At 70.2% G+C, this 25,299-nt stretch carries 23 protein-coding genes, 1 tRNA gene and 3 pseudogenes; 14 read left to right on the forward strand and 13 right to left on the reverse strand.

Annotation, left to right across the window (positions count from 1 at the left end; translation table 11 throughout):
• Positions 1-107: 107 nt before the first annotated feature.
• Positions 108-821 (forward strand): TetR/AcrR family transcriptional regulator, encoded by a 714-nt coding sequence (locus G3I19_RS10620; RefSeq protein WP_164262505.1) that lies wholly within the window; start codon positions 108-110, stop codon positions 819-821.
• 119 nt (positions 822-940) lie between these two features.
• Entirely contained in the window at positions 941-1,261 is a 321-nt protein-coding gene (locus G3I19_RS10625; RefSeq protein ID WP_164262538.1) for a hypothetical protein, read from the forward strand.
• Between the two features lie 37 nt (positions 1,262-1,298).
• On the opposite strand, the gene G3I19_RS10630 is transcribed toward G3I19_RS10625, so the two are convergent.
• Positions 1,299-1,688, reverse strand: coding sequence for a 6-carboxytetrahydropterin synthase (locus tag G3I19_RS10630; protein ID WP_164262540.1), 390 nt, complete (start codon positions 1,686-1,688; stop codon positions 1,299-1,301).
• Between the two features lie 51 nt (positions 1,689-1,739).
• A complete protein-coding gene (locus G3I19_RS10635; protein ID WP_164262542.1) occupies positions 1,740-4,409 on the reverse strand; it encodes a tetratricopeptide repeat protein in 2,670 nt (889 codons plus the stop codon).
• 295 nt (positions 4,410-4,704) lie between these two features.
• Between G3I19_RS10635 and G3I19_RS10640 the strand changes: the two genes are divergently transcribed.
• On the forward strand, positions 4,705-6,069 hold the full coding sequence (locus G3I19_RS10640) for a C1 family peptidase (RefSeq protein ID WP_343235059.1): 1,365 nt from the start codon (positions 4,705-4,707) through the stop codon (positions 6,067-6,069).
• Positions 6,070-6,078: 9 nt separating this feature from the next.
• Here G3I19_RS10640 and G3I19_RS10645 read toward each other — a convergent pair whose 3' ends face one another.
• Positions 6,079-6,729, reverse strand: a complete 651-nt coding sequence (locus G3I19_RS10645) for a TetR/AcrR family transcriptional regulator (protein ID WP_239074144.1) — start codon at positions 6,727-6,729, stop codon at positions 6,079-6,081.
• Positions 6,730-6,896: 167 nt separating this feature from the next.
• Between G3I19_RS10645 and G3I19_RS10650 the strand changes: the two genes are divergently transcribed.
• The 4 genes from G3I19_RS10650 to G3I19_RS10665 all read left to right on the forward strand — a co-directional run bounded on the left by G3I19_RS10650 (position 6,897) and on the right by G3I19_RS10665 (position 9,740).
• On the forward strand, positions 6,897-7,091 hold the full coding sequence (locus tag G3I19_RS10650) for a ferredoxin (protein ID WP_164262507.1): 195 nt from the start codon (positions 6,897-6,899) through the stop codon (positions 7,089-7,091).
• A gap of 65 nt (positions 7,092-7,156) precedes the next feature.
• Complete coding sequence (locus tag G3I19_RS10655) at positions 7,157-8,452, forward strand: cytochrome P450 (protein WP_164262509.1); 1,296 nt, start codon at positions 7,157-7,159, stop codon at positions 8,450-8,452.
• A 104-nt stretch (positions 8,453-8,556) separates the two neighbouring features.
• On the forward strand, positions 8,557-8,940 hold the full coding sequence (locus tag G3I19_RS10660) for a carboxymuconolactone decarboxylase family protein (RefSeq protein ID WP_343235060.1): 384 nt from the start codon (positions 8,557-8,559) through the stop codon (positions 8,938-8,940).
• Entirely contained in the window at positions 8,937-9,740 is an 804-nt protein-coding gene (locus G3I19_RS10665) for an SDR family NAD(P)-dependent oxidoreductase (protein ID WP_164262511.1), read from the forward strand. The genes G3I19_RS10660 and G3I19_RS10665 overlap by 4 nt, the downstream gene beginning before the upstream one ends.
• A gap of 30 nt (positions 9,741-9,770) precedes the next feature.
• Here the strand turns inward: G3I19_RS10665 and G3I19_RS10670 are convergent, their stop codons facing one another.
• The 8 genes from G3I19_RS10670 to G3I19_RS10705 all read right to left on the reverse strand — a co-directional run bounded on the left by G3I19_RS10670 (position 9,771) and on the right by G3I19_RS10705 (position 17,930).
• Entirely contained in the window at positions 9,771-9,995 is a 225-nt protein-coding gene (locus G3I19_RS10670) for a hypothetical protein (protein ID WP_164262513.1), read from the reverse strand.
• Between the two features lie 257 nt (positions 9,996-10,252).
• Positions 10,253-11,002: a sigma-70 family RNA polymerase sigma factor gene (locus G3I19_RS10675; protein ID WP_164262515.1), complete on the reverse strand. Its 750-nt coding sequence runs from the start codon at positions 11,000-11,002 to the stop codon at positions 10,253-10,255.
• Positions 11,003-11,278: 276 nt separating this feature from the next.
• Positions 11,279-12,070, reverse strand: a complete 792-nt coding sequence (locus G3I19_RS10680) for a hypothetical protein (RefSeq protein WP_164262517.1) — start codon at positions 12,068-12,070, stop codon at positions 11,279-11,281.
• A 210-nt stretch (positions 12,071-12,280) separates the two neighbouring features.
• Positions 12,281-12,784, reverse strand: coding sequence for a copper chaperone PCu(A)C (locus G3I19_RS10685; RefSeq protein WP_164262519.1), 504 nt, complete (start codon positions 12,782-12,784; stop codon positions 12,281-12,283).
• Positions 12,785-12,818: 34 nt separating this feature from the next.
• Complete coding sequence (locus tag G3I19_RS10690; protein WP_164262521.1) at positions 12,819-15,293, reverse strand: heavy metal translocating P-type ATPase; 2,475 nt, start codon at positions 15,291-15,293, stop codon at positions 12,819-12,821.
• Positions 15,293-15,589: a hypothetical protein gene (locus tag G3I19_RS10695; RefSeq protein ID WP_239074151.1), complete on the reverse strand. Its 297-nt coding sequence runs from the start codon at positions 15,587-15,589 to the stop codon at positions 15,293-15,295. The genes G3I19_RS10690 and G3I19_RS10695 overlap by 1 nt, the downstream gene beginning before the upstream one ends.
• Positions 15,590-15,846: 257 nt before the next feature.
• Positions 15,847-16,554: a DUF5134 domain-containing protein gene (locus tag G3I19_RS10700; protein ID WP_164262523.1), complete on the reverse strand. Its 708-nt coding sequence runs from the start codon at positions 16,552-16,554 to the stop codon at positions 15,847-15,849.
• Positions 16,551-17,930 carry a PepSY domain-containing protein gene (locus tag G3I19_RS10705; protein WP_343235061.1) on the reverse strand — a complete coding sequence of 460 codons (1,380 nt, stop codon included), beginning with the start codon at positions 17,928-17,930 and terminating at the stop codon, positions 16,551-16,553. Before G3I19_RS10705 ends, G3I19_RS10700 begins: the two co-directional genes overlap by 4 nt.
• A 545-nt stretch (positions 17,931-18,475) precedes the next feature.
• On the opposite strand from G3I19_RS10705, the gene G3I19_RS10710 reads away from it, so the two are divergent.
• Both G3I19_RS10710 and G3I19_RS10715 read left to right on the forward strand, forming a co-directional pair.
• Positions 18,476-19,084 (forward strand): hypothetical protein, encoded by a 609-nt coding sequence (locus tag G3I19_RS10710; RefSeq protein WP_164262527.1) that lies wholly within the window; start codon positions 18,476-18,478, stop codon positions 19,082-19,084.
• Positions 19,085-19,255: 171 nt separating this feature from the next.
• A pseudogene (locus G3I19_RS10715) lies at positions 19,256-19,629 on the forward strand (HAD family hydrolase); the annotation flags it as partial.
• Here the strand turns inward: G3I19_RS10715 and G3I19_RS10720 are convergent.
• Both G3I19_RS10720 and G3I19_RS10725 read right to left on the reverse strand, forming a co-directional pair.
• Positions 19,610-19,747: pseudogene (locus G3I19_RS10720) on the reverse strand (transcriptional regulator); the annotation flags it as partial. The pseudogenes G3I19_RS10715 and G3I19_RS10720 sit on opposite strands and share 20 nt — an antisense overlap.
• Before the next feature lie 209 nt (positions 19,748-19,956).
• Positions 19,957-20,030 (reverse strand) — tRNA-Gly (locus tag G3I19_RS10725).
• Positions 20,031-20,663: 633 nt separating this feature from the next.
• Here G3I19_RS10725 and dcd point away from each other — a divergent pair.
• The 5 genes and pseudogenes from dcd to G3I19_RS10750 all read left to right on the forward strand — a co-directional run.
• The gene (gene dcd, locus G3I19_RS10730) at positions 20,664-21,239 is read left to right on the forward strand and encodes a dCTP deaminase (protein WP_164262529.1); all 576 of its coding nucleotides are present in this window, start codon (positions 20,664-20,666) and stop codon (positions 21,237-21,239) included.
• A 9-nt stretch (positions 21,240-21,248) separates the two neighbouring features.
• Positions 21,249-21,746, forward strand: coding sequence for a phosphoribosyltransferase (locus tag G3I19_RS10735; protein WP_164262532.1), 498 nt, complete (start codon positions 21,249-21,251; stop codon positions 21,744-21,746).
• Between the two features lie 528 nt (positions 21,747-22,274).
• Entirely contained in the window at positions 22,275-22,928 is a 654-nt protein-coding gene (locus tag G3I19_RS10740) for a response regulator transcription factor (RefSeq protein WP_164262534.1), read from the forward strand.
• Between the two features lie 231 nt (positions 22,929-23,159).
• Positions 23,160-23,951, forward strand: coding sequence for a DUF4255 domain-containing protein (locus G3I19_RS10745; protein ID WP_164262550.1), 792 nt, complete (start codon positions 23,160-23,162; stop codon positions 23,949-23,951).
• Between the two features lie 137 nt (positions 23,952-24,088).
• A pseudogene (locus G3I19_RS10750) lies at positions 24,089-25,299 on the forward strand (ATP-binding protein); the annotation flags it as partial.

Genomic DNA, 25,299 nt, shown 5'->3' on the forward strand with positions numbered 1-25,299 from the left:
CTTCCCTGGCGTTCTCTGACATTCGGTGATGAAGGCAGGAGTCGTAATGAGGCAGGGGCCTTATTAAGGTACACGCCTTATTAAGGTGGCTGCCTTAGTATGGGTCCATGGCGAGAGGGAGCACCACACACGAGGTCATGGCCGAAGTGGCGCTGCGGATGTTCGCCGAGCGGGGTATCGACGCCGTCTCGCTCAGGGAGATCACCACCGCGTCGGGCCAGCGCAACAAGTCGGCGGCCCAGTACCACTTCGGCACCAAGGAACAACTGGTCAGGGAGATCTTCGAACGGCACACAGGAGAGGTGAACGCCCACCGTCAGCGCCTGCTGGACGCCCTGCACGAGCGAGGTGGCCGACCGGCCCTGGAGGAACTGGCCGATGTGCTCATCCGCCCGCTGGCCGAGACCGTCGACGGCGGCAGCCACTACGCGCGCTTCCTCGCCCGGGTGTCCACACCTCCCTGGATCGGCGCTCTGGTGCACGCCGACCCCATGGCGACGCAGAGCGTGCAGACCGTCTTCACCGAGATCGCCCAGCTGCTGGACGGCCTCCCGGGCCCCGTGCTGCGCACCCGCCTCGCCCTGGCGATGATGCTCACGGTCCGCGCACTGGCCGCGTGCGAGCACACCGTGGCACCCGGCAGCCCGGACGACGCACGGCGAGTGGCGCTGCTCGCCGCCCAACTCGTCGACACCACCGTCGGCATACTGCTCGCCCCCGTCTCCGGGGCCACCAGGGACCTCCTCCCCGACGCCGCGGAGCCGGTCACCGACGACAGCTGGCCCTGGCACCTGCTCATCGGCGCGGAAGCGGGCTTCTGACGGCGCTGCCCGTATATCGCTTTGGGGGTCCAGATATCGCGTTGTGGGTCCAGGAGCGTCGGCATAAGGTCACCGGCATGTCTCTGCGTCTCCGTATGCGCCAAGCACTGCCGGAAGCGATGCGCGCCCGTGACAAGGCCGCGGTGAGCGCCCTGCGCTCCACGCTCGCCGCGCTGGACAACGCCGAGGCGGTGCCGGTGGACGAGGCCGAGCTGCGCGGCCTGGCACTGGAGCAGTCGCCGGTCGGGGTCGGCGTGACCGAAGCGGCACGGCGTGAGCTGAGTGAGAGCGACGCGGTGGATGTGGTGCGTGCGGAGGTCGCCGAACGGCTGGACGCCGCAGCTCAGTTGACGGCGCCCGCACACGCCGACCGAGCCGCGCGGCTTCGCGCGGAGGCGGCCGTGCTGCTGGGCTTCATCGACGGCCCCGGCCCCGCGTAGGTCTTACCGCAGCTTGTGTCGACTGCGCGCCGGAGTGCTAGGCGCTCTCGTCGGAATCTTCCTGCCGGTAGATGGCCCACGTCTTGGGGGTTTCCGAGACCCAGACAGCTACGAGTTCGGGGTACTTTTCGACCCACTCGCTGTAGATCCACAGGGCGAGATGCTCGGCGGACGGGGAGATGTCCATGACGTCGTTGAGATGGCGGTGGTCGACCGTGTCGTCCATCCAGTTCTTGAACGCATCCAGGTCGCCGTAGTCGCGGACGAAGCCAGCCTCGGTCAGGCCGGACGACGGCGCGGAGAGTTCCATGATGACGACGTAGTTGTGGCCGTGCAGACGTGCGCACTTGTGCCAGCTGGGGAGTTTGTCCAAAAGGTGACTGGCGGAGAAGTGGAACTCCTTGGTGATGGTCAGCTTCCCCGCCATATGCAGCCTCAGCTCCGCAAGTGGCGTGCCGTTCTCGTATGGCATCAGCGGTTACTCGCTCTCCGGGTCGCTGAGCATGATGGCTCGGTTGAGTGGGACGTTGGTGAGGAAGCTGTTACGCAACGCGGGGTCAGTGATAGTGGCGCCCTTCTGTGCCACCTTGATGCGGGCACGGCCGAGGAGATCACGGGCTTCGGCCTCGGATCCCGCGGCGCGCAGGGTGCGGGCCGCGTGGAAGAGAATTTCCTCGCTGCGCAGTGCCGGCATGTCGCCGGTCTGCTCGAGGAGCCGAACCGCGTCGCGTGCATACGCGACCGCTGCCGCCAAGTCACCTTGCAGGAGATGCACTTGCGTGGACAGCCCCATAGCGGCGATCTCGCTGCGCACCATACCGGTGCGGCGGGTTTCGACGACGGTGTCCGTCGCCAGGCGGTGGACGGTCTCCAAGGCATGGGGGTTGTTGTCAGCCGTGTCCAGGACGACCTGGGCGTAAAGGTTGCGCACGATGGGGACGAGGTTGATGAGCCAGGTGCGTTCCGTTTCCAGCCAGGCCTCCTCGATCAATGTCAGGCATTCGCCGCGGCGACGGGGATCGGAGGTGAGGAGCTGGGCAAGCAGCGCGGTGTTGTAGGCGTGCCAGCCGCTGTCACCACCGCGCTCGGCCTCGGTGCTGCGCGCCTCATGCAGGATGCGTTCCGCTTCGTCGAACCGGCCGAGCCCGGTGTGTACCTGCGCCAGGTAGTTCAGTGCGATCGGAAGTTCCACGTTGAGCGGTTCCAGGCGCAGACGGTCGGTACAACGTGCCAGTCGGGTCAGGGCCTGCTCGGGGCGGCCGTCGTCGAACAGGGTGATGCCCAGTTGCATCTCATTCAGATTGCGGGCGTGCTGAAGGACAGGGTCGCCGCTTGCGCCGAGCCGGGGATCGGAGGCGTACAGTTCTTCGGCCTGCTGGAGCTGGGCCAGGCCATCGGTGAGGTTGCGCTTGGACACCTGGCGGCCGTACTCGACCTTGGCGACGAACAGGGCGACTGGATCGTCCTGCTGCTCCGCGATCTTCACAGCATCGCTGAGTTTGCCCAGGCCCGGTACCAGTCCCTTGGTGGCCATGAGGGTCTTCCCGCGCAGCAGGGTCGTACGGGCCACGAGTTCGGGCGCGGCACACCGGGAGGCAGCCTGTTCGGCCTCTGCTGCGAGGGCGTCGATCAAAGGTCCGCCTGCGGACTCACCGCGCCAGCGCACCTCGGTCAGTGACAACAGCAATTCAATCGCTTCCGCCAGCTGACGATCACGACCGGGGGCGCCGTCGGGGAGCTTGCGGGCCGTGCGGATGGCCTTCCAGCAGTGCCGTTCGGCCTCCGCGAAGGACAGGCCGTCGATGGCGGCGGAGCGGGCCAGGGCGTAGTGCGCGGTGGCCGACTCGGCCAGGCACTCCAGTCCGCCCTCCTCCAGGTGACGAGCGATCTCCAGGCGTCGCTCCAAGCGGGCCGAAGCGAGGCCGCTCTGTTCGGCCAGGGCCCGGGCGATACGGGCATGCCGGATGCGGCGCTGCTGATCGGTTTGCTGACTGTGATAGAGCACGTTCCACAAGGCCAGGTGCTGGAACCGATAGCAGTCCGAAGGGTCGTGGCTTGCCCAGTCGGGGCGCTGGCCCCGGGTAATCAGCTGATGGTCCTCAGCGATGCGGCGCAGACGTTCCATCGTCTCTTCGTCTGGAAGGTCCATGGCGGTGGCGACGGTACGGGACAGGAACGTCGGTCCTTGGGTGGCCGCGGTCACCAGGAGCAGCTGGTCGTCGGGCGGCAGGCGTCGCATCCGGTCCTTGACGACCCGCTCGACGCTCTGCGGGAGCAGGATCCGGTCGCCGTGCTCGGGCTGCCATTCGTCCAGACACAGCCGTACAAAGATGGGGTGACCGGCGGTGAGGGTGCTCAGGTGCGTCGGCAGGGCCGGCGGTGCGGTGGGGCAGTGGTGGCGGACGAGTTCCGCGATCGCGTCGTCCGGGAGTCCGCTCAGTGAGTGCGAGCGAACCAGCCCTTCGCTCTCCCACAGCCGCAGCAGCTCGCGGGTACTCTCGGCCGCGCCGTCGAGCGTCTCACCGGTGGCATGGCTGAGGACGAGAGCGAGGGAGGAGCCGGGCAGCATACGCAGCAGCCGGTCCAATACCAGCAAGCTGCTGGAGTCGATGTTCTGGACGTCGTCGATCGTGAGGACCGTGGGCGGCCCCGACTCCGTGAGCTTGAGTACCGCGTCGACGATTTGGATGGCAACACTCTGTTGGAAGGGCAGCAGTGAGTCGAACGGCATGGAACCCGAACTGAGCGCGGCCTCGGTCACGTCACGGCCCATTTTCAGTACCTGGCCGAGCCCCGGCACCAGGGCTGACAGCAGATCCGGCAGTGAGCGAGCAGCGCTCCGCCCCGCTGTGCCCAACAATTGCTTGAAGCGGCTGCGTCCTGTCTGGGCATCCAGCTTCACCAGGATGTCGATGATCGGGCCATACAGCACTCCCGGGCCGATGCACGGGTGACAGCGCGCGGTGATGACCCGGCACGAGCGTGCCCTCGGGGCCGAAGCGGAAGTACGCCGGACGAACTCACTGAGCAACGAGGTCTTGCCCATGCCTGAGGCGCCCTCGACCAGCAGCGCACTCCCGCGCCCTTCGGCCAGTCCCAGGACCAGGGAGCGGAGCTCTTCCATAGGTTCGGTCCGGTCGACGAACATGGCCTGCACGACAGCCCCCGTAGGTTCATTCTGTACCTGCCGGAGCGGCCACTCCGACACCTTTCGTCACTCAACGCACGTAAACGGCCACAGTAGAACACGGTGATCGAGCAAGCGAGAGCGAGATCCTGCCACTGGCCATGTCCTGCGAGGCCAGATGCCGGGTCCTGTCTCCGGGGCATCTGCCACCGGCACACCACCGGCCCGCCGCTGACTCCGTTGACTCGCCCGAACGGCCGTGCGACGGTGAAGGATCGCTCCTCTCGGGAGCACTGGGAACTGGAGGCAGACCGCCGTGACCTTCGGAAACGACGACTCCCGCTCGGGCAGCATGAACCGCAGTCTGATGCCGGAGCAACTCGAGTACTTCGACAAGGAGTTCGCCGCCCGCCCGGCGAACCGCCTGATGCAGAACGCCGTCACCCGGACACCGGTGGACGATGTCGCCCTGGACCGGCGTGTCCTGACCGGCATCGACCACTCGGTCTCCCACCACCTGGACGACTGGAAGGTCACCAACCAGAAGCAGAGCGGGCGCTGCTGGCTGTTCGCCGGGCTCAACCTGCTGCGGGTCGGGGCAGCTCAGGCACTGGGTATGAAGGACTTCGAGTTCTCCCAGAACTACCTGCTCTGGTGGGACAAGTTCGAGCGCGCGAACCACTTCCTGGAGACGGTCATCGAGACCTCGGACCGGGACGTGGACGACCGCACGGTGGCCCACGTGCTGTCGGACCCGATCAGTGACGGCGGGCAGTGGAACATGTTCGTGGCGCTGGTCGCCAAGCACGGTCTGGTGCCCAAGTCGGCCATGCCGGAGACGCACAGCTCATCCGCGACCCGGTCGATGAACCGGGACCTGGAGACCTTGCTCCGCCAGGGCGCACGTGACCTGCGCGCGCAGGCGGCCCAGGGGGCCGAGGCGCAGCGGGAGCGCAAGCGGGAGGTGCTTGAGGTCGTCCACCGGGTGCTCAGCATCCATCTCGGCACGCCGCCACAGCGGTTCCTGTGGCAGTGGGAGGACAAGGACAGGGAGTTCCACCGCGACGGCTGGCTCACCCCGGCGGAGTTCGCGGCCTCCTACGTGCGGCTCCCGCTGGACGAGTACGTCTGTCTGGTGCACGACCCACGGGAGTCGAGCCCGGCCGGCCGCACCTTCACCGTGGAGCATCTGGGCAATGTGGTGGAAGCCCCGCCGGTGGTCTATCTGAACGTACAGGTGGACCTGTTGAAGCAGCTGGCCATGGACGCGATCGTGGGCGGCGAGCCGGTGTGGTTCGGCTGTGACGTGGCCAAGATGATGCGCGGGGACGCCGGCGTCTGGGACGCGGCGCTCTTCGACTACGCGGCCGTCTACGACGCTCCGTTCACCATGGACAAGGCCGACCGGCTGCTGCACCACGACACACAGATGACCCACGCGATGCTGTTCACCGGCGTGGACGTGGTGGACGGCAGCCCGCGCCGCTGGCGGGTGGAGAACAGCTGGGGCGAGGAGAAGGCCGACAAGGGCTTCTGGACGATGAACGACTCGTGGTTCGCCGAGCACGTCTTCGAGATCGCGGTCCGCCGCTCGACACTGCCGCCGGACCTGGCAGCGGCCCTCGACGAAGCCCCGATCGTCCTCCCGGCGTGGGACCCGATGGGGGCCCTCGCCGACTGACACCTGCCTCTAACGCGGGCTTTCCACCGTGGCGAGGGACCGGGTGAGCTCTTCGACGAAGTCGTGGACGCCGCCGAGCTGCCACACCTGGCCCGAGCTGCCCTCCAGGAGGAGGCGGCCGTGCACGGCCGACCAGACCAATACGGCGGCCGCCTCCGGTGACTGGGTCGTGCGCATGCCCGTCTCCGCCAGCCGGGCCACGGCCGCACGCCAGCGCTCCGCCAGGCGTCCTGTTTCGTCCGGGTGGCGGTCGCGGGCGGCGAACATCACACGGAAGCTCGGCGGGTTGTTTTCGGCGAACCGGCAGTAGGCGTGGGCGAGTTCGGCGAGCCTGCGCGCAGGGGTGAGGCCGTCCGAGGTCTCGTTCGCCCGGTCCATCTCTCCGATGAGCTGCTCGTAGAGCATCCCCACCGCTGTGCGGGAGAGCTCGTCCTTGTCCGCGAAGTGCAGATAGATGGCCGGGGCCGTGACCCCCGCCTCGCGGGCCACCTCTCGTAGGGACAGCGGCACCACGCCCATCCGGGTGTCGTCGGCGATGAGTCGCAGCATCGCCTGCAGGATCTCCTCGCGCAGTCTGTCCCCCTCTCCCCGGGCGTTGCGGGGTCTGCGTCCGGGGGCGGAGTCCTCGGGTGACACGGGGTTTCGGGGATGGTCGGCCATGTTTCCAGCCTTGCACAGCGCCCCGTCCCACCGGGCGGGTGAGGGCCCGGTCCGGTGTGCGCACCCTCTTGGCCAGATAACTGAACGGGTGTAAATATACAGAGGTGAAGTCACTGCGCGGTGAGTTCCGCCGAGGTGTTCCCGCGCGTATCGCCGATGGGAGTGCCATGCACATCACGATTGACGAGGACAAGTGCTGCGGTGCGGGCCAGTGCGTGCTGGTCGCCCCGGAGATCTTCGATCAGCGGGACGAGGACGGAGTCGTGGTCCTGCTGAACGACGAGCCCGCCTCCGGACAGCACGGCGCCGCCCGTGAGGCGGCGTCGGTCTGCCCGGCCGCGGCCATCGGGATCCACATGTGACCACCGCCCGGGGCGCCGTGGCAGGTGCCCCGGCAGCAGACATCCGACAGCTACCAGGAGGTCTCATGTCCACCGATACCGATACCGATACCGATACCGATACCGATACCGATACCGGCACAGGCACCGGCGCAAGCACAGGCACCGGCGCAGACACCGGCACCGCGGCCGATGCCCCGGCGTTTCCCCTGACCCGCGGCTGCCCCTTCGCCCCTCCGGAGACCGCCACCGCCTTCCGGGAGGCCGGTGCGCCCCGCCGGGTGACCATCTGGGACGGCAGCCGTCCCTGGTTGATCACCCGGCATGACCAGGTCCAGCAGGTACTCGGCCCCACCGGAAGGTTCGGGGCCGACGTCACCGACCCCGGCTTCCCCAATACCTCCAGCGCCCAGCCTGCCGTCGAAGGCAACATCTTCTTCCGCAAGGACGGCGACGAGCATCTGCCGATCCGTCGCATCCTCAACCCGGACTTCACGGCCAAGCGGTCCGAAGCGCTTCGCCCGCGTATCGCCGAGCTGACCGAGCAGCTGCTGGACGAGCTGCCGGCCAAGGGCAGTCCCGTCGACCTTATCGAGGAGTACGCGCTCGCCCTCCCCACCGTCGTCATCTGTGAGGTTCTCGGTGTCCCGTACGAGGAGCGGCACACCGTGCACGAGTCATCGAAGAAGATCGTGCAGCTGAGCCTCCCCAAGGAGGAGAAGCTCGCCGCACACCGGGCGATGCACGACAACCTCAGCCGCAACATGGCCAAGAAGCGCACCGCGCCCGACGACGGACTGCTCTCCCGTCTCGTCAACACCTGGGTCGACGAGAAGGGCGTTCTCTCCTTCGAGGACGCCGTCGGTCTCGGCACCCTCGTCATCGGCGCCGGTCACGAGACGACCGCCAACATGATCGGTCTGGGCATCCTCTCCCTCCTGCGGGAGCCCGAGCAGCGCGGCCTCCTCCTTTCGGACCCGGGAAAACACGCGGGCACGGCGACCGAGGAAATGATGCGCTACTGGAGCATGGTGCAGACCGAGCCGCGACGCGTGTGCCTGGAGGACACCGAGGTCGGCGGCGTTCTGATCAGGGCGGGCGAGGGCATCATCTGCAACCTGCCTGCTGCAAACCGCGATCCCGAGGTCTTCGCCGCCCCCGAGAAGCTCGACCTCACCCGCACCGAGCGCAGGCACATGGGGTTCGGTTCCGGTATCCACCAGTGCCTGGGCCAGAACCTCTCCCGGATCGAGATGCAGGAAGCCTGGCCACGCCTCTTCCGGCGCTTTCCCACCCTCCGGCTCGCGGTGGCCGAGAGCGAGCTGCACTTCCACGACGACGCCCTCACCTACGGGCTCGAAGAACTGCCGGTGACCTGGTGAGCGCGGGGGAGGACGCCGACCCGTCGAGCGTGGGCAGCGGAGAGACGGCGGCAGCACGGTCGGCTCGTGGGCGGGCCGTCATGGGAGAGGTCATGCAGTGCCCGGTGCCAGCCTTCGTGGGCGAGCCCGGCTCGCTCGGCGACCTCGCGGCCCAGCACATCTTCGGCGACCTGTGGGACCGTCCTGGCCTGTCCCGACGTGAGCGGCGGCTGGTCACCCTTGCGGTCCTGGCCACGCTCGGCCAGGACCGCCTGCACGCACCACTGCACATCAAGGCGGCGCTGGACAGCGGCGACTTGTCCGAGGCCGAACTCCGCGAGACCGCCGTCCAGATCGCCTACTACGCGGGCTGGCCGCTCGCCACGTCCTTCGACGCAGCCGTGGACACGGCCACCGGCCGCCGCACCGGCTACGACCTCGTGCACGACCTGGCGTCCGGCCCCGCGAACAGCGCAACACCCCCCACGGAAGCCGAGGATCAGCCGTGACCGCCCGCCTGCAGGGAAGAACTGCCGTGGTCGTCGGCGGTGGACAGACCCGGGGCAGCACCATGGGCAACGGACGGGCCGCAGCGCTCACCTACGCTCGTGAGGGAGCACGCGTCCTCGTCGTCGACCGGGACGAGAAGTCGGCGGAGGAGACCGCCGTACTGGTGCGCGAGCGCGGCGGCACCGCCACGGCCCACCACGCCGACATCACCGTCGAGGAGGACTGCGCCGGGCTGGCCGATGCTGCCCTCGGAATGCTCGGGCACATCGACGTGCTGCACAACAACGTCGGGATCGTGCCCAGCGGCCGAACCGAGGACCTCGCCCCGGCCGACTGGCGCCACGGCTTCGAGGTCAACCTCACCGGTATGTGGATGACCTGCAAATACGTGCTGCCCCACATGAGGGCGCGAGGACGTGGAGCGGTCGTCAACATCTCTTCGATGGCCGGGCTGCTCGCGGGCGGCGAGGCCATCGCGTACTCCACCTCCAAGTCGGCGGTGCACGCGATGACCCGCAGCCTGGCGCTCGAGTACGCACCGCACGGCGTCCGCGTCAACGCCGTGGCTCCCGGGATGATGGACACGCCCATGGGCGTGGATTCAGTCGCCCGCTCGTCGGGCGCCCGCCGGGAGGAGGTGGCCGCCCGGCGCGCGAGCCTCGTCCCGATGGGACATCAGGGCACCGGCCAGGACGTCGCCGACGCTGCGCTCTTCCTCGCCTCCGACGAGTCCGCGTTCATCACCGGTGTCGTACTGCCCGTCGACGGCGGCTTCACCCTCAGAACCGGGATGCACTGACACCGGCCGGCCACGTCCGCGGCCCGCGCGTCAGGCCGCCGCGACCGCGACCGCGTCGAGCTTGCCCGTCTTCGCGTCGGAGACGAGGTTCGCGAACTGGTCGGCGCTCATCTGGACGCGTTGGCCGAAGTCGTCGGTGATGACGATCCGGCGGTCCTCTTCGGCCGCGGGGTCGACGAAGAGCTGAGGGCAGCCACAGTTGCAGTTTCCGCAGAACGTGGCCACGGGTTCGAGGCCGGGGGAGTTGTCGGTCATCGCACGCACCTTCCGGAGGTGAGCGGCCCCGCCCCTGGGACGGCGCCGGGAATGGGGCCTGTATACCCGGGCCCGTTCGCGGTCAGACCTGCGCCGCGGGTGTGTCAGCCCACCGCGGAACAGGGGAACTTCGGCGCCTTCCGGAACGACTACCTGAGGGGTTCGGTGCGTCCTGCGGGAGTTGCGGGAGTTGGTGGTGCGGTGGTGCTGTGGGGGCCGCTCCGGTCGAAAGCGGCCCCCACGGGTGGTGCGGTGCGTCAGGCGGCCGCGCCGAGCAGGCTCCGGCCTCTGCTCTCGCCCCCGCCCCGGCTCTCGCCCCGGCTCTCGCCCCGGCTCTCGCCCTTGTTCTCGTTCTCGTTCTCGATGAGCTGAGCGGTCAGGGCGGCGCGTGCGCGGGCCACCCGGGAGCGTACGGTCCCCACCGGGCATCCGGTCGCCCGCGCCACCTCCGCGTAGGGGAGCCCGAGGAGCTGGGTGGCGACGAACGCCTCACGCCGTTCACGGGGCAGCGCGGCGAGCAGCTCCTGGAGCGCCACGCCCTCCTCGAAGCCGGGCAGACCGATGGGCTGGGTCCGTTCGACGGCGCGGCGCCAGTCGTCGGTGTCGCTCAGCCGGGGGCGTGCCGCCGCCCTGCGGAAGTCGTCGACGACGGCTCGGCGTGCGATGGCCAGGAGCCAGGTGCGCGCCGATGACCGCCCCTCGAACCGGTGCAGGCTGCGCAGGGCCCGTACGAAGGTGTCCTGGGCGAGATCCTCGGCGAGCTGCGGGTCGGCCGAGAGATGGGCGACGTAGCGCACGACGTCGCGGTGCAGAGCCCGTACGAACGCCTCGGCTGCCGCCGGATCGCCGGCGCGCGCGGCCAGGGCCCAGCCGGTGGACGCCGCGTCGTCGGGCCGGAGCCTTTCGGTACGCGGACGGGGGCCCGGTGCCGGCTCGGCGGTTTCCACAGGCTGGGGACGGTGTTGTTCGGGTGGTCCGCCGCGTTCGGCGGGCAGGGTCGGTTTCATCGCCTGGTGTCCTTTGCGGATCGTTCCGGAACCGCGCTGCTCCGTACCGCCGCGGGCCGCCGTGTGCACGCGTGACCGGCGGGCACGGCTGTGGCCGGGCGGGCGGGAAGCCGGGGGTTCCGGTGAGGGGGCACCCGTGCCCGTCGGCCCGGGTGTGCCCGAAGGAAGCGGCGGCGCCGTACGGCTGCGCGCCGTACGCACGGCTGCGGCGGGCCGGTCGCCTGACCGGTCGCGCGCAGGTGCGTACGTACGTCCTTCGGGATGCCTGCCGCTGCGTCAGAGAGCGGCAAGGCCCCCGGGCGGGCCGCGTGGGTCCAGGTCGCGGGTGCACAACAGCCCGCGCGGCAGCCGGTCGCTGAGGCCCCGGCGCGCCCTCGCGCGAGGACGCGGGGGCGGGACCGGTGCGGTGAGAAGGCACTGAAGCGGGGTCAGCAGCCAGGCGGCCACGGACCGCAGGACCTGGAAGGCCGCCCGCTCGCCCCTGGCCAGCCATACACCGCACACGAGCGCGGCGAGGAGATGCGCGGCCAGCATGCCGGTCGAGTACATGCCCGCCATGTCGTGGGCCATGTTGCCCATGGAGCCCGTGGAGCCCATGTGCCCCATCGAGCCCATGTGGTTCATCGACATCATGTGGCTCATGTGGCTCATGTGGCTCATGGGCTCCGTGGCGTCCATGTCGCCTGCTGGCCCCATGTGGCCTGCTTGCTCCAAGTGGCTTGCGTGGCCCATGTCATGCAGCGGGCCTGTGGAGCAGAGGTTGTCCACCAGCGGTGCCGTACGGGCCGGGGCTGCGGCGGAAGCCGTGGCGACCAGGCCCTGTGCTGTGGCGAAGGCGCTGTGCAGGACCGCCTGGGTCGTGACGGCGAGGCCGGTCACCAGCCAGATGCCGCGCTCGCGCGTAGCGGCCCACCAGCCAGGAACCGCCACCGCCAGGAAGCCGGCGGTGACCACCCAGAAGGGCAGCGGCGCCCCGGACATCAGCACGTGGCCGACGGCGGCGAGTGTGACGGAGACAGCGGCGAACATCGCCGCTCGTGCCGCGCGCCCGATCCGCCCCGCCTCCATGGCCCCTCATCCTCCCATCGCGGGCCGGAATCGGGAACGGCAGGGTGTCCCGGGTGCGCCTCTCGTCACCATTGCCGGATACGCGTACGGGAGCACATGAACACGGCATATGTGCAGGGGGTCGTGGCAGGGCGGGAAGGCGAGGGGCCGAACGGGCAGCTCGCTCCTCCGGCACCGTGCCCGCACCGGGTCACGCCGGGTCACGCCGGGTCACGCCGGGTTCTGGCCGGGGCGTACGACGGTCGCCAACACCGTGACCGGATCGGCGTGTTCGAAGCGCAGGGTGAACGGAATGTGCTCCCCCGCCCGCCAGTCGCCCTTCGGGCGGACCGTGACGTCGATGCCGGTCGGGGCCATGGTGAGACCATCCCCGGCCGGAATCGCCGCGGTGGTCACGGGCTGCCGGTACGCCCCGGACGGGGTCATACGGTGCCGGCTCAGGGCGGGCGGCACCGCCGCACGCGGGGAGGTGACCGCCAGGAGACGGTCGGCCGAGCCCCCGGTGTTGGTGAGGGTGAAGAAGGCGGCGGTCTCCGGTGTCGCTCCGAGCCGGAGGAGGACATGCCCTTCCGGTACGGCGATGTGCGAGGGGCTGCCCGCGTTGCCGTGTGTGGTCCAGGCGGTGAGCCCCGCGAGGGCGAGCCCGCAGGCGGCCACCGGCACACCGACGGCGGCCAGCGGGGCACGCAGCCGGGCGGGCAAGGGATTCTTCACGGCCGGTACTTCCTTACGGGAGACGGGGCGGGAGTCACCGGACGGTCCTGCGGGAGCGGGAGCGGGAGCCGGAGCCGGGGCCTGTGCCTGTGCCTGTGCCTGTGCGGGAGACCGGGTGCCGGGCCGACGCCGGGCTGTCCTGGGGGAGCGGGCGCCGGGCCGACGCGGGAGCTGCCCCGGCCGAGCGCGGGCGCCGGGCCGACGGAGGGGCGGGCTGCCAGTGGCGCAGCCGGAGACTGCTGAGGACGACCAGGACGGAGCTGAGGGACATCGCGGCGGCGGCAAGCATCGGGTCCAGCAGTCCGGCCATCGCGAGCGGGATGGTGACGGCGTTGTAGCCGAAGGCCCACAGGAGGTTCCCGCGGATGGTCGCGAGGGTGCGGCGGGCGAGCCGCACCGCGTCGGCGAGCGCCTCGATGTCATCGCGTACGAGCGTCACATCGGCGGCTCCGATGGCGACATCGGTGCCGGTGCCCATCGCGATGCCGAGGTCGGCACCGGCGAGCGCGGCCGCGTCGTTGACGCCGTCCCCGACGACCGCGACCCGCAGCCCCTTCTCCCGCAGTTCGCGGACGAGTACGGCCTTCCGCTCCGGCGTGCACCGGGCGTGCACCTCGTCGATGCCGAGCAGGGACGCGACGGCGCGGGCCGGGCTCTCCTGGTCGCCCGTGGCCAGGACCGGCCGCACACCGAGGCGGCGCAGCCGGTCCACGGCGTGGTAACTGCCGGGCCGCACCACGTCGCCGAGGGCCACGACCGCCTCGGGCCGCCCGTCGACGTCCACCACGACGGGGGTGTGCGCGGCTTCCGCGGCGGCGGTGAGCGCGGCGCCCAGCGCGGGCGGAAGGTCACCCTCCGGTGTGCGGACCTCCACGAGGGCGCCGTCGACAACTCCCCGTACACCGCTGCCGGGTGTGGCGGCGAAGCCGGTGAGCACACCGGACCGTACGGCCGCCGGGCCGAGGGCACGCTCGGCGTGTGCGGCGATCGCGCGGCCGACGGGATGCTCCGAGCCGCTCTCGACGGCAGCGGCCAGCCGCAGCACCTCCGCACCGGAGAGCCCGTCACCGCGGACCGTCACCCGGGCCACGCTGAGGTGCCCGGAGGTGAGCGTGCCGGTCTTGTCGAGGACGACGGTGTCGATCTGCCGGAGCGATTCGAGGGCCTGGGGGCCGTTGACCAGGACACCGAGTTGCGCGCCGCGTCCGGTGGCCGCCATGAGGGCGGTGGGGGTGGCGAGTCCGAGCGCGCAGGGACAGGCGACGACGAGCACGGCCACACACGCGGTGACCGCGGGCTGCACGTCGGCTCCGGCGCCCAGCCAGAAGCCGAGCACGGTCGCTGCGAGGGTCAGCACGACGGGAACGAAGGCTCCGGCCACAGTGTCGGCGAGCCGCTGGGCACGGGCCTTTCCTGCCTGAGCATCCGTCACCATAGCGGTGATACGGGCGAGTTGTGTGTCGGCCCCAACAGCGGTGGCCCGTACGAGCAGCAGACCTCCGGCGTTGACCGCGCCCCCCGTGACCGCCGAACCCGGCGCGACCTCCACGGGGCGCGTCTCGCCCGTCACGAGGGAGAGGTCGACCGCGGACGCGCCCTCCGTGACCTCGCCGTCGGTGGCGAACCGTTCCCCGGGACGTACGACGAAGACCTGCCCCACAGCCAGCCGTTCCGCCGGCAGCCGCAGCTCGGTACCGCCCTCGCGCACCGTCACCTCCTTCGCGCCCAGTTCGGCGAGGGAGCGCAGGGCCGCTGAGGTGCCCCGCCGCGCGCGGGCCTCCAGATGCCGGCCGATGAGCACGAAGAGCGGGACGCCGGCCGCCGCTTCCAGATACACATGGGCGACGCCCTGCGAAGCGGTGGGCACCAGGGTGAAGGGCATACGCATGCCGGGGGCGCCGGCCCCGCCGATGAAGAGGGCGTACGCGGACCAGGAGAACGAGGCCAGGACGCCGAGCGAGACGAGGGTGTCCATCGTCGCCGCGCCGTGCCGCAGACCGCGCAGCGCGCGCCGGTGGAAGGGGAAGGCGCTCCAGAACGCGACCGGCGCGGTGAGCACGAAGCACAGCCACTGCCAGTTGCGGAACTGCAGCGCGGGCACCATCGAGAGCGCCATCACGGGGAGAGCGAGCAGTGCCGTCACCACGAGCCGCTGTGGCAGGGCCTGTTGACGCCGTCGCCGCCCGTCCTCGTCCACCTCCTCGTCCATCTCCTCGTTCCCGTCTCCGTCCCCTCCCTCGTTCCCGTACGTGTGCTCACGGCCGGCGCCGGCTTCGGGGGCGCGGGCGGTGTACCCGGCCTTCTCGACGGCCTCGACCAGCGGCGCGGTGCCGAGCTCTGCCGGGTACTGGACACGGGCCCGTCCGGTCGCGAGGTTGACGGTGGCGGTGACGCCGTCCAGCGCCGAGAGTTTCTTCTCCACCCGGCGCACGCAGGCGGCGCAGGTCATCCCACCCACGGTCAGGTCCGTCGTACGCATCGGCCGTGGGGTCGTGGTCTCCGCTGCCATCAGTGACCGCCCCCGTGCCCCATCCCGCCCATGTCCCCCATGCCCGGGTCGTCGTGGTGCGCGACCCCGTGGTGCGAGACCCCGTGCATGTCCGGGGCGACCGGACCGGCGAGGTGCCCGACCCCGTACGACACGGCGAAGGCGGCCACGAGCAGCAACAGGAAGCCCACGAGCACGGCGTACGGGGACGAGAGAGATGGGGCGGAGAGACGCGGGGCGGAGAGACGCGGGGCGGAGGGACGCGGGGCGGAGAGGGCAGAACGCCGTCCCGGGGAGGGCGTTACGGAGTGGTCCATGGATGTGGCTCCGGCTGGGGGTGCGGGCCGCGCGTGAGGGGGCGCGGTTGTACGGACCAGTGGTCGGCCCGCGGCGGGCACCAGTTCCCGCGCATACGAGTGGCCTGAGCCACATCAGCGCACCAGCGCACCAGCGCACCAGCGCACCAGCCACATCAGCGCACCAGGCGCATCCGCCCCGCCCGCCCCGGCGCCACCCCTCGCACCACGCCACTCACACCACGCCACTCACACCATGCCGCTCACACCGTGCCGACTCACACCATGACGACGAACATCACCGCCATCCCCAGGGCCATCGCCCCGTGGCAGCCCAGGTCGAGCGCGCCCCGGACACCGTCAGGGCCGACACCGTCCGCATCCGGGCGGGGCGCCCGCCGGCCGGTGTCGAAGCCCCGGGTCAGCCACCACAGAGCCAGCACCAGCAGGACGAACGCGAGGACTCCGGCGCTCCACCGGTCACCCGCGCCGGTCAGCTCCATCGCGCCCGCCGCACCGGAGCCGGACATGTCCATCCCCTGCATGTCCATCCCCGGCATGTCCGCCATCGCCTCGCCACCGCCGCCCATCGAGCCCATGGACGTACCCCAGGCCATCGCCGCGACCATCCACGCCATCGCCCCGGTCATCACGGCATGCGGCAGGACACTCAGCAGGGCCCGGCCGCGTGCCGGCTCTCCCGGCCAGGCCACGGCCGCCAGGAGGAACCAGCCGGCGGCGAGCGAGAAGAACACCACCTGGGGAACGACGAGCAGGTCCATCCCCCAGGGCCACACCATCGCGAGCATCGCCAGGGCCATGACGGCATGCAGGAGGTGGGCGAGCCGTGCCACCCACGGGTGCCCGGCGTGGGCGTGCGCGGACCCGTGCGCGGACCCCGAGGCGAGGGCGCGCCACACTCCGTAAAGGGTGAGCGCGCAGAAGAGCACGGTCATGATCCAGCGCAGTCCGGTAGCGGTGATCATCGCGCGGTCTCCTTACGGCGGCGTACGTCCGCGATCACGAGGTCCATGAGCAGGAAGCAGGCGAGGGGCAGTCCGAAAAGGGGCAGGTAGTACGCGATGACGGCGGCCACCACCACGAGCGGCGCCATCACCTTGCCCGGCACCCGGCGCCAGGCCCCGCGCACCGGGAGGCGTCCGGGGCGCGGTCCGGTGGCCCGGGCGGGCCTGCGCAGCCACCACATCCGGTAGCCCCACAGCACCATGCCGATCAGCGCGACGGCGATCAGCGCCAGCACGATCTGGTTGGCGAGGCCGAAGAGGAGGCCCATATGGGCATCGATGCCCCAGCGGGTGAGCTTCGCGAGGACGGGATAGTCGTCGAATCGGAGGGCCGCGGTGACCTTGCCGTTCGCGGGATCGACCGCCACGGAATCCTGGAGTTCGGGCCAGCGCCGGGTGTTCTCCTTGACGACGTAGGCGCTCCTGGCGTCGGCGGGCGGTGTGATGACGAGCGTGCCGTGCAGTCCGGCCCCGCGTGCGGCCCGTGCCACGGCATCAATGCCGACATCCTCGCGGGACGCGGATCCGACGGCGGCCGCACGCCCGGCCCCGGAACGACCGCCGCTGGTGTGGCCGATGCCGGTAACGGTGGTGGTGGCGACGGCGGTGGCGACGGTGGGCGTGCTGCCGCCCAGCGAGTCCTGGATCTTCCCGATGTTCGCCCCCGCGTGCACCGACCACGTCAGCCCCGTGGCGGACAGCGCGAGAAACCCGGCGGACACCCACAGGCCGACGGCGCCGTGCCAGGACAACGTGCGTCCACGGCCCCTGGGGCCACGGCGCGGGACGAAGAGCTTGCGCAGCCGCAGCCGCAGCCGGTTGCGGGGTGCTCCGAGCCACAGGGCGAGCCCGCCGGCCACCTCCACCCACAGCCAGCTGGCGGCCAGTTCGCTGTAGTTGCGGCCGAACGAGCCGAGGTGCAGTGTGCGGTGCAGGCTGTCGAACCACGCGCGGACGGGCAGCCACTCCCCGGTGGTCCGCAGGGTGCCCAGGACTTCACCGCTGTACGGATTCACGAAGGCGGTCCGTGTGTCCCCCTCCGGCAGCCCCCGTACGTCGAACGCCACCCGCGTGCTGTCGGTGGCACCCGCGCCCCGTGTCACCGACACGAGACGGCCGCCGGGGACGGCGGCGCGCGCCGCCTCGACCTGCGTGGCGAGCGGTTCAGCCGCGCCCTGCTCGCCGACCTTCAGCTCGTGCCGGTACACCACGGACTCGATCTGCGGAGTCGCCGTGTACAGCAGGCCGGTGACGGCGGCTGTCAGCAGGAACGGCCCGATCAGGATGCCCGCGTAGAAGTGCAGCCGCAGCAGCAGAGGACGCAGCCCGCTCCACACGCCCGGGCTGCCGGGCGGCTCTGCCCCGTCGTCCTCGGGGGAAAGGGACGGCGCAGGGCCGGCGGGTATGCGCCTGGCCGGAGGAGAAGGGTCCGGAGAAGAAGGAGAAGGGTCCGGAGGAGAAGGGGACGGAGGGACGGCAGGAGCGGTCTCGGGCATGGGGGCTTCCTCGTACGGTCACCGGGGATGGGTCTCGCACAGGAGTCGGCTCGCCGGGCCGGTGAGTTCCCCGCAGTGGGCGAGGAACAGAGGCTGGACCGGGACTTCGTACCGCCGTGCAGCAGCCGGACTGTGCATCGGCCCTGACACCGCAGGGGGACTGCACGCGCTCTGCGGGGCCGACCGGAAACCGGGGTTGCACCGCTCACCCCCGCCCGCTCGAACTCCTGGGTGCAGACCTCGGTGTGGTGGCGCCGTCCAGGAACGCACCACACAGAGGTCCCGGTGTCCTCCCCTTCACCCTGCGGAGTGAAGTTGGCACGTATCAGGGGCACTTCGGCCTTGCCGTCCTTTGTCCCGCCGTGGTCCGCCCCAACGATGAGCGCATGTCACTAGTCAGTCTGCGTGTGCTGGCAGGTCGCGTGGTTCCCGCGCTGCTGCTCGCCCAAGCCGCCCTCCTCCCCCTCCAGCCCGCCTCTGCCACCGAGCACTCGGCACACTCGTGCCGATCGTTGGCCGGCTGCGGTTCGGTCATCGTCGCCCCCGTCTCCCAGGCGGCCCCGGACCACGGCCCCTGCAGCAGCCCGGAACCGGTCGTATGCCTGATCCGGAGCGAGACTCCGCAGCAACGCGAGGTCGCCCGCGACCAACGGATGCGCTACCACCAACTCCTGGAGGACATGGAGCGCAAGGAGTGCGCCATGCGTGCCGAGGGGCGCTCGGAGGAGGACATCGCCCGCACCCTGAGCCGGATGCGCAATGACGCCAAGGATGTCGTACGCGCCGGCATGACCCCCGAACAGGTCGCGGAACTGGAGGCACGCAACCAGAAGAAGTACGGCAACCCGCTCGGCCCGACGCCGGACCAGCTCTACCTGAAGTACGGCTCCTGGGAGAAGGTCGCCGAAGCAGCCACACGTTCGAGCGCGGCTGTGGACCACGAACTCGGCCTGGAATTCCACCACTGTCCATGCGAAGTACTCCAGGCGGCGTGACGCTGCCGGCACCGGCGGGCCTGCCCTGACCGGCCAACTCCAGTGCACCGCACAGGAACGGTCGTGCAGGGCAGGTTGCGGGAGGAGCCGACTGCACGGCCCGGACCGCGCATGGAGTCCCTCACTACCCCGCTCACCCCTCGGACCACTGAGGCCCTGACCGAATTCGAGGCTGGTCTCTGGGCCGGTATCGCCGGCAATCAGACCGTACGGGCCGGCGGTCTGTTGCGTGGGCTGGACCTGCCGTCCGATCTCATCGCCACAAGTGACGACTGGGGTGCGTCGAAGCCGGACGTGAAGTTCTTCGAGCATGTCATTGAGGTGACACCTGCCGAGCCGGGCGAGATTGTGTACGTCGGCGACCGGCTCGACAACGACATCCGCCCGGCTGTGCAGGCGGGGCTGCTGACGGCGCTGATTCGGCGTGGGCCGTGGGCACCATTCAGCAGGGCGATCCGGACGCGGCTGCGATCACCACGATGCGGATCGACTCGCCGGCGGAACTGCCGGAGAGGATCGCCGGGTTCAACGCTGGAGAGCGCTGACCGTCGTCCCCCAGCCGTAGAGCCGGTCGTCGAAGTCCCGGACGCACTGCTCGTTCTGCCACGGAGCGAGCGTGCGCCGCACTTCGCGTACGCGGTCCATGCCTGTGGCGTACCAGGTGGCGGCGGGCTGGTGCTCGGCTGTGACTCGACAGGCGAGCACCAGAGCTCGCCACGCGTAAGGCCCCGCGTTGATCACCGGCAGACGCGCAGTCGAAGTCGGTGCCCCCGACGCGAGCAGGGAAAAGGGTGTGATCCTCCACGCACGGCCCGCACCGAGATCGTCCGGACAACGAACAAGGCCCTGGTCTCCGACCAGGGCCTTCATCATGGAGCGAGTGACGGGAATCGAACCCGCGCTCTGAGCTTGGGAAGCTCATGTTCTACCATTAAACTACACTCGCGCAGCGATCTTCCCGGAGGGAATCGCATCGCGTTCACTCTACCTCATGCCTGGCCGCCCCCGGTGTCCACGTCCCGGCGGTGTCCGGCTCTCCCCCTGGGCTCCCGCCCTCTCCCTCGTTACCCCGCGTTGCCGTCCGGGGCACTGTCCGTACAGCCGTCCGGTTCGGGGGTTCGTCTGTTGATTTCGGGTGGGGATCCCGCTGCCGGGTGCGGAAGTTGGGGCGTACCGTGGCCGATCGGAGTGCCGGTTGGAGCGGTGTCCTGTACATCCCCTAATGTGGTGTTTTCTCTCGTCCACGCTTGATGGGGAAGGGACTTGATGGATCCGATGGAACGCACCGTCGTCCGCTGTGCCGAAGGGCACGTGTTCAGTACTGCCTCGTTCCCGTTGCAGCAGCTCGGGACTGACCGGATCGGGCCCGGGCGGCTCATCCGGTGTCCTCGTTGTGCGCGGCTGCGGCATGCCGTGCCGGTCGGGCTGGATCAGCAGTAAGTCAGTACCGGCTGGAGCGGTCCGGATCGTTGCCGGCCGGAGCGGTTCCGGATCGTTCCGCGTGGCTCGTCGTCCGTGGTGCGGGGTGTGCGGGTCGGCCGATTGGGGCAGGGCCGCACGGTCCCCGTATCCTCGGGGCGTGCTTCTCTCAGACAAGGACATCCGGGCCGAGATCGACGCCGGGCGCGTACGCATCGATCCGTACGACGAATACATGGTGCAGCCCTCCAGCATCGATGTGCGGCTCGACCGCTACTTCCGGGTGTTCGAGAACCACCGGTATCCGCATATCGACCCCGCGGTCGAGCAGGCGGATCTGACGCGCAAGGTCGAGCCGGACGGGGACGAGGCGTTCATCCTGCACCCCGGGGAGTTCGTGCTCGCCTCCACCTACGAGGTCGTCACGCTGCCCGACGATCTCGCCTCCCGGCTCGAGGGCAAGTCCAGCCTCGGGCGCCTCGGGCTCGTCACGCATTCGACCGCCGGGTTCATCGACCCGGGGTTCTCGGGGCACGTCACGCTCGAACTGTCGAACGTCGCGACCCTCCCCATGAAGCTCTGGCCCGGGATGAAGATCGGCCAGCTCTGTATGTTCCGGCTCACCTCGCCGGCCGAGCACCCGTACGGCAGTGAGCGGTACGGGTCGCGTTACCAAGGGCAGCGCGGGCCGACCGCCTCGCGGTCCTTCCTCAATTTCCATCGGACCCAGGTGTGATATCCAGCCATGAGTGACGTACGCGAGAACCTGACTTACGACGGTTTCGGGAACGCGGTGCGCGAGCTCGCGCAGACCATCGCCGACGACGGCTATGAGCCGGACATCGTGCTCAGCATCGCGCGCGGCGGCGTATTCGTGGCCGGTGGGCTCGCGTACGCGCTGGACTGCAAGAACATTCATCTCGTGAACGTGGAGTTCTACACCGGTGTAGGGACCACGTTGGAGATGCCGGTCATGCTGGCGCCGGTGCCCAACGCGATCGACTTCTCGGCCAAAAAGGTACTCATCACCGATGACGTCGCCGACACGGGGAAGACCCTCAAACTGGTCCATGACTTCTGCGTCGGGGCCGTCGCCGAGGTACGCAGCGCAGTGATCTATGAGAAGTCGCATTCGCTGGTGAAATGCGAGTACGTGTGGAAGCGCACCGACGAGTGGATCAACTTCCCGTGGAGTGTGGAGCCGCCCGTCGTACGGCGAGAGGGCCAGGTGCTGGACGCCTGACGGCGCAATCGCACACAATCCCACACGCGTCGGAATGCGGGGGAATGGTGAAGGAATCGCGTGCTGACCAGCGTGTGAGTCTCTCGGCGGGCTCTCGGCGGACTCGGGGCGGGGCCGGTCTGTCTCTGTTATGTCTCTGTTCTGTACCTGTTCTTTGTGACGCTGCGGATATGGCTTTTCACTCGTAGCCCGGCCGGCTCCCTGCGTTCCGCAGGGGTTTGTCCGGCTTTCTGGCCTTGTTCCGGCCGGATCGGCGCACGGTGCGCGGTGGTAATACGCCCGATCGGTCCGAGAGTTCATCGATCTGTCATCTCCGAACGCCCGGGGTATGTAACTGGTCGGATACGGGCGTGTGAGAGGCTTTCCGGTCGGTGGTCGCCTTAATGCCGGGCTGTCCGTCTCGTGCCGATCTCGTGCAGACCAACGAATACGGACACACCATCAGCCACAGGAGTGTGGACTCCGTTGATTCCGCCGGAGCACGGTGTGACGGATCATGGTGTTCTGCGAGAACGTGAGGGGTTGGCCATGCGGACGTCATTAGATTCGACGGGACCTGATGCCAGGATCCCGGTCGCCATTCACGCGTCCGACCCGCTTTCGCTGGCGGGGGCTACCACTCAGCTGCGTCAGCAGCCGGCCATCGAGCTGGTCGACGAGGCGAGCGGACGGCCGGGAACGGTGGCGGTCCTGCTGGCGGACGCGCTGGACGAGCCCACCCTGTCGCAGTTGCGGCGGCTGGTGCGGATCGACGGCACCAAGGCCGTCCTCGTGGCGGGCCTGATCCGTGAGGCGGAACTGCTCCAGGTCATAGAAAGCGGCGTCGCGGCCATTGTCTGGCGGCACGAGGCCACCGGGCACCGGCTCCTTCAGGCCGTCATCGCTGCCTCAAGGGGCGAAGGCGACCTGCCCTCGGACCTGCTCGGACGGCTGATATCCCAGGTCGGTGCCCTCCAGCGCAAAGCCACCAGCTCACCGGGGGCCCCCGCTTCGGGGCTCTCCACCCGTGAGCTGGAGGTGCTGCAACTGGTGGCCGAAGGCATGGACACGGCCGAAGTCGCCCGTAAGCTCTCGTACTCCGAGCGCACCGTCAAGAACGTGATGCACGGCCTCACGACCCGGCTGCACCTTCGCAATCGGGCCCATGCCGTCGCTTATGCCTTCAGAGAGGGTTATATCTGACCGTTCCGGGCGGCACCCTGCCTCCGATGTCCGGACGGCCGGGTGCCCCGCCGGTCATTCCGCCGGTCCGCGGGGGCAAGCCGTACCGCCCTTGCGGACCGGCGGAGTTGTCCCCGGCCCGTCCCTCCCACGCCTGGGGCACGGGTGCGGTCACGGTGCAGGATGGCGGTGCGGACCCGCGACCCGGAGCGGTGCCCGCCTGTGACACCGGCACCAGCGAAGGGCGCGACAGTGATCCACGAGGTGGACGAGGTCCTGAAGGGGCTGCTGTCCGGCGGAGCCCTGGAGGGGACCGGGGTCGACATCGCCTTCGAGGCCCCGACCCGCGACTGGGCGGCCCGGCGCAACGCGCCGACGATCGACGCCTATCTGTACGACATCCGCGAGGACGTCAAGCGGCGTGAACGCGGCGCCATCGCGGTCAAGGACGACCGCGGAGTGGTGCTGAAGCGGCGGCAGCCGCCGCGCTGGTTCCGTCTCTCGTATCTCATCACCGCCTGGACCAAGCAGCCCCAGGACGAGCACCGGATGCTCTCCGCCGTACTGGCCACGCTGCTGCCCCGTGAGGTGCTGCCCCCGGAGCAGCTGACCGGGGCGCTGGCCGAGCTGGGGCTCACCGTGCCGCTGACGATCGCCGGGCTGCAGACCGACGCACGGTCCTACGCCGAGATCTGGTCCGCGCTGGGCGGCGAGCTCAAGCCGTCGCTGGACCTGGTCGTGACCGCGCCCTTCCCGGCGTTCCCCGAGTACGAGGTCGGGCCGCCGGTCACCGAGGGCGCCGGGGTGCGGGTACGCGGTACGGACGGCACCCTCGACGACTCGCAGCGACGGGATCACCAGCCGCGCCACTTCGCCAGGACCGGCGGGCGCCGCTGGCCGGGCGCTTCCTCGGCGTCGGCTTCATCGGCATCCGCTTCCGGCGGTGCGGCGGACACCGGGAGCACGGGGACGAGTACAGGCACGAGTACAGGCACGAGTACAGGCACGAGTACAGGCACGAGCACAGGAGCGCAGTCCGAGTGACCGCAGGTGGCGACGCCGGCCGTGCAGCCGGACGTGAGACCGAACCGGAAGCCGCAGCCGATTCCGGTGGCGGGCGTGGCAGGTCCGGCCGGCACGGCCGGCACAGCCTCGGGCCAGGGGCGGATGAGCCGGCCGCGCTGATCGCGCGGCTGGGGCTGCTCCGTGAGCGGGTCGCGGAGCTGGTCGAGTCGCGCAGCGCCACCGACCCGACCGCCGCCGACCCGCTGCGCGGGCTGTACCTCTCCGACGAGGCCGTTCAGCATCTCCTCGCGGCCCCGCCCGGCGGTGTTCCCGGACAGGTGCTCCCGGATGGTTCCGGTGTTTCCGGTGGTGTTTCCGGTGGTGTGGGTGCTCCCGGCGCCGACGGTCTTCCCGGTGCTCCAGGTGAGTCCGGTGTTCCTCGCGGAGGTCCCGGCGCGGGTTCGGCCGGACCGGACTCCGCGGAATCGGCCGTCGGTGACCGGCTGAGCCGTCTCACCCGCCGGCTCGGGCTCGGCCCGCTGGACGAGGCGATCCTGCTGCTGGCGCTCGCCCCCGACCTCGACCGGACCTTCGAGCCGCTGTACGGCTACCTCAACGACGACGTCAGCCGGCGCCGGGCGACCGTCGGGCCCGCCATCGAACTGTGCGGCCTGCCCGTGCACGACGTCGGCGCCCGGGCCCGCTTCCACTCCTCCGCGCCGCTGCTCGCCCTGGGGCTCCTGCAGGTCGATGAGCCCGAACGCCCCTTCCTCAGCAGGTCGTTGCGGGTACCCGACCGGGTCACCGCGCATCTGCTCGGCGACGACACCCCGGACGCGGCGCTCGCCGGACAGGTCACCCTGCTGCCGCCCGCGGAGCCGATGCCGCAGGCGAGCCCCCTCGTGGAGCAGCTGGCCGGGCGGCTGAGCGGCGGGGCGCTGACGGTGTACCTCCGCGAGGCACGGGAGGGCGAAGCGCTCTCCTGCGCCACCGCCGCACTGGCCGCCGCCGGTCTTGAGGCCCTGCACTTCGCCCCGGGCCAGGGCGCGTCGGGGGACACCTCCGCGGCGGATCCGGCTGCCCCGTACCCGGCCCAGGGCGAGCAGCCCACGGCCGGGCTCCTCTCCGATCTGCTGCGCGAGGCGCGGCTGCGCGACTGCCCCATCGTGGTGGCGCCGGTACCGGAGAAGCCGGGGCCGCTGCTCCGCGCGCTGCTGGCACAGGACACCCCGCACGGCACCTCGTACGACGTCTCGGTGCTGCTGGCCGGCGGGCGTCCGTACGATCCCGACTGGTGCGGCCGTGACCCGCTGGTCCTCGACGCCCCCCGGCAGCGCTCCGGCGACCTCGCCGCCTGGTCGGCGGCGCTCGGCCTCACGGACGCGGC

Origin of the sequence: Streptomyces sp. SID10853 (assembly GCF_010548145.1) — a bacterium.
Lineage (GTDB): Bacteria > Actinomycetota > Actinomycetes > Streptomycetales > Streptomycetaceae > Streptomyces.

What these genes read in the sequence shown, in the direction of transcription:
- G3I19_RS10620 (WP_164262505.1), top strand. Translation starts at nt 108, where the DNA reads ATGGCGAGAGGGAGCACCACACACGAGGTCATGGCCGAAGTGGCGCTG.
- G3I19_RS10625 (WP_164262538.1), top strand. Translation starts at nt 941, where the DNA reads ATGCGCGCCCGTGACAAGGCCGCGGTGAGCGCCCTGCGCTCCACGCTC.
- G3I19_RS10630 (WP_164262540.1), bottom strand. Translation starts at nt 1,688, where the DNA reads ATGGCGGGGAAGCTGACCATCACCAAGGAGTTCCACTTCTCCGCCAGT.
- G3I19_RS10635 (WP_164262542.1), bottom strand. Translation starts at nt 4,409, where the DNA reads ATGTTCGTCGACCGGACCGAACCTATGGAAGAGCTCCGCTCCCTGGTC.
- G3I19_RS10645 (WP_239074144.1), bottom strand. Translation starts at nt 6,729, where the DNA reads ATGGCCGACCATCCCCGAAACCCCGTGTCACCCGAGGACTCCGCCCCC.
- G3I19_RS10650 (WP_164262507.1), top strand. Translation starts at nt 6,897, where the DNA reads ATGCACATCACGATTGACGAGGACAAGTGCTGCGGTGCGGGCCAGTGC.
- G3I19_RS10655 (WP_164262509.1), top strand. Translation starts at nt 7,157, where the DNA reads ATGTCCACCGATACCGATACCGATACCGATACCGATACCGATACCGAT.
- G3I19_RS10670 (WP_164262513.1), bottom strand. Translation starts at nt 9,995, where the DNA reads ATGACCGACAACTCCCCCGGCCTCGAACCCGTGGCCACGTTCTGCGGA.
- G3I19_RS10675 (WP_164262515.1), bottom strand. Translation starts at nt 11,002, where the DNA reads ATGAAACCGACCCTGCCCGCCGAACGCGGCGGACCACCCGAACAACAC.
- G3I19_RS10680 (WP_164262517.1), bottom strand. Translation starts at nt 12,070, where the DNA reads ATGGAGGCGGGGCGGATCGGGCGCGCGGCACGAGCGGCGATGTTCGCC.
- G3I19_RS10690 (WP_164262521.1), bottom strand. Translation starts at nt 15,293, where the DNA reads ATGGCAGCGGAGACCACGACCCCACGGCCGATGCGTACGACGGACCTG.
- G3I19_RS10695 (WP_239074151.1), bottom strand. Translation starts at nt 15,589, where the DNA reads ATGGACCACTCCGTAACGCCCTCCCCGGGACGGCGTTCTGCCCTCTCC.
- G3I19_RS10700 (WP_164262523.1), bottom strand. Translation starts at nt 16,554, where the DNA reads ATGATCACCGCTACCGGACTGCGCTGGATCATGACCGTGCTCTTCTGC.
- G3I19_RS10710 (WP_164262527.1), top strand. Translation starts at nt 18,476, where the DNA reads ATGTCACTAGTCAGTCTGCGTGTGCTGGCAGGTCGCGTGGTTCCCGCG.
- G3I19_RS10735 (WP_164262532.1), top strand. Translation starts at nt 21,249, where the DNA reads ATGAGTGACGTACGCGAGAACCTGACTTACGACGGTTTCGGGAACGCG.
- G3I19_RS10740 (WP_164262534.1), top strand. Translation starts at nt 22,275, where the DNA reads ATGCGGACGTCATTAGATTCGACGGGACCTGATGCCAGGATCCCGGTC.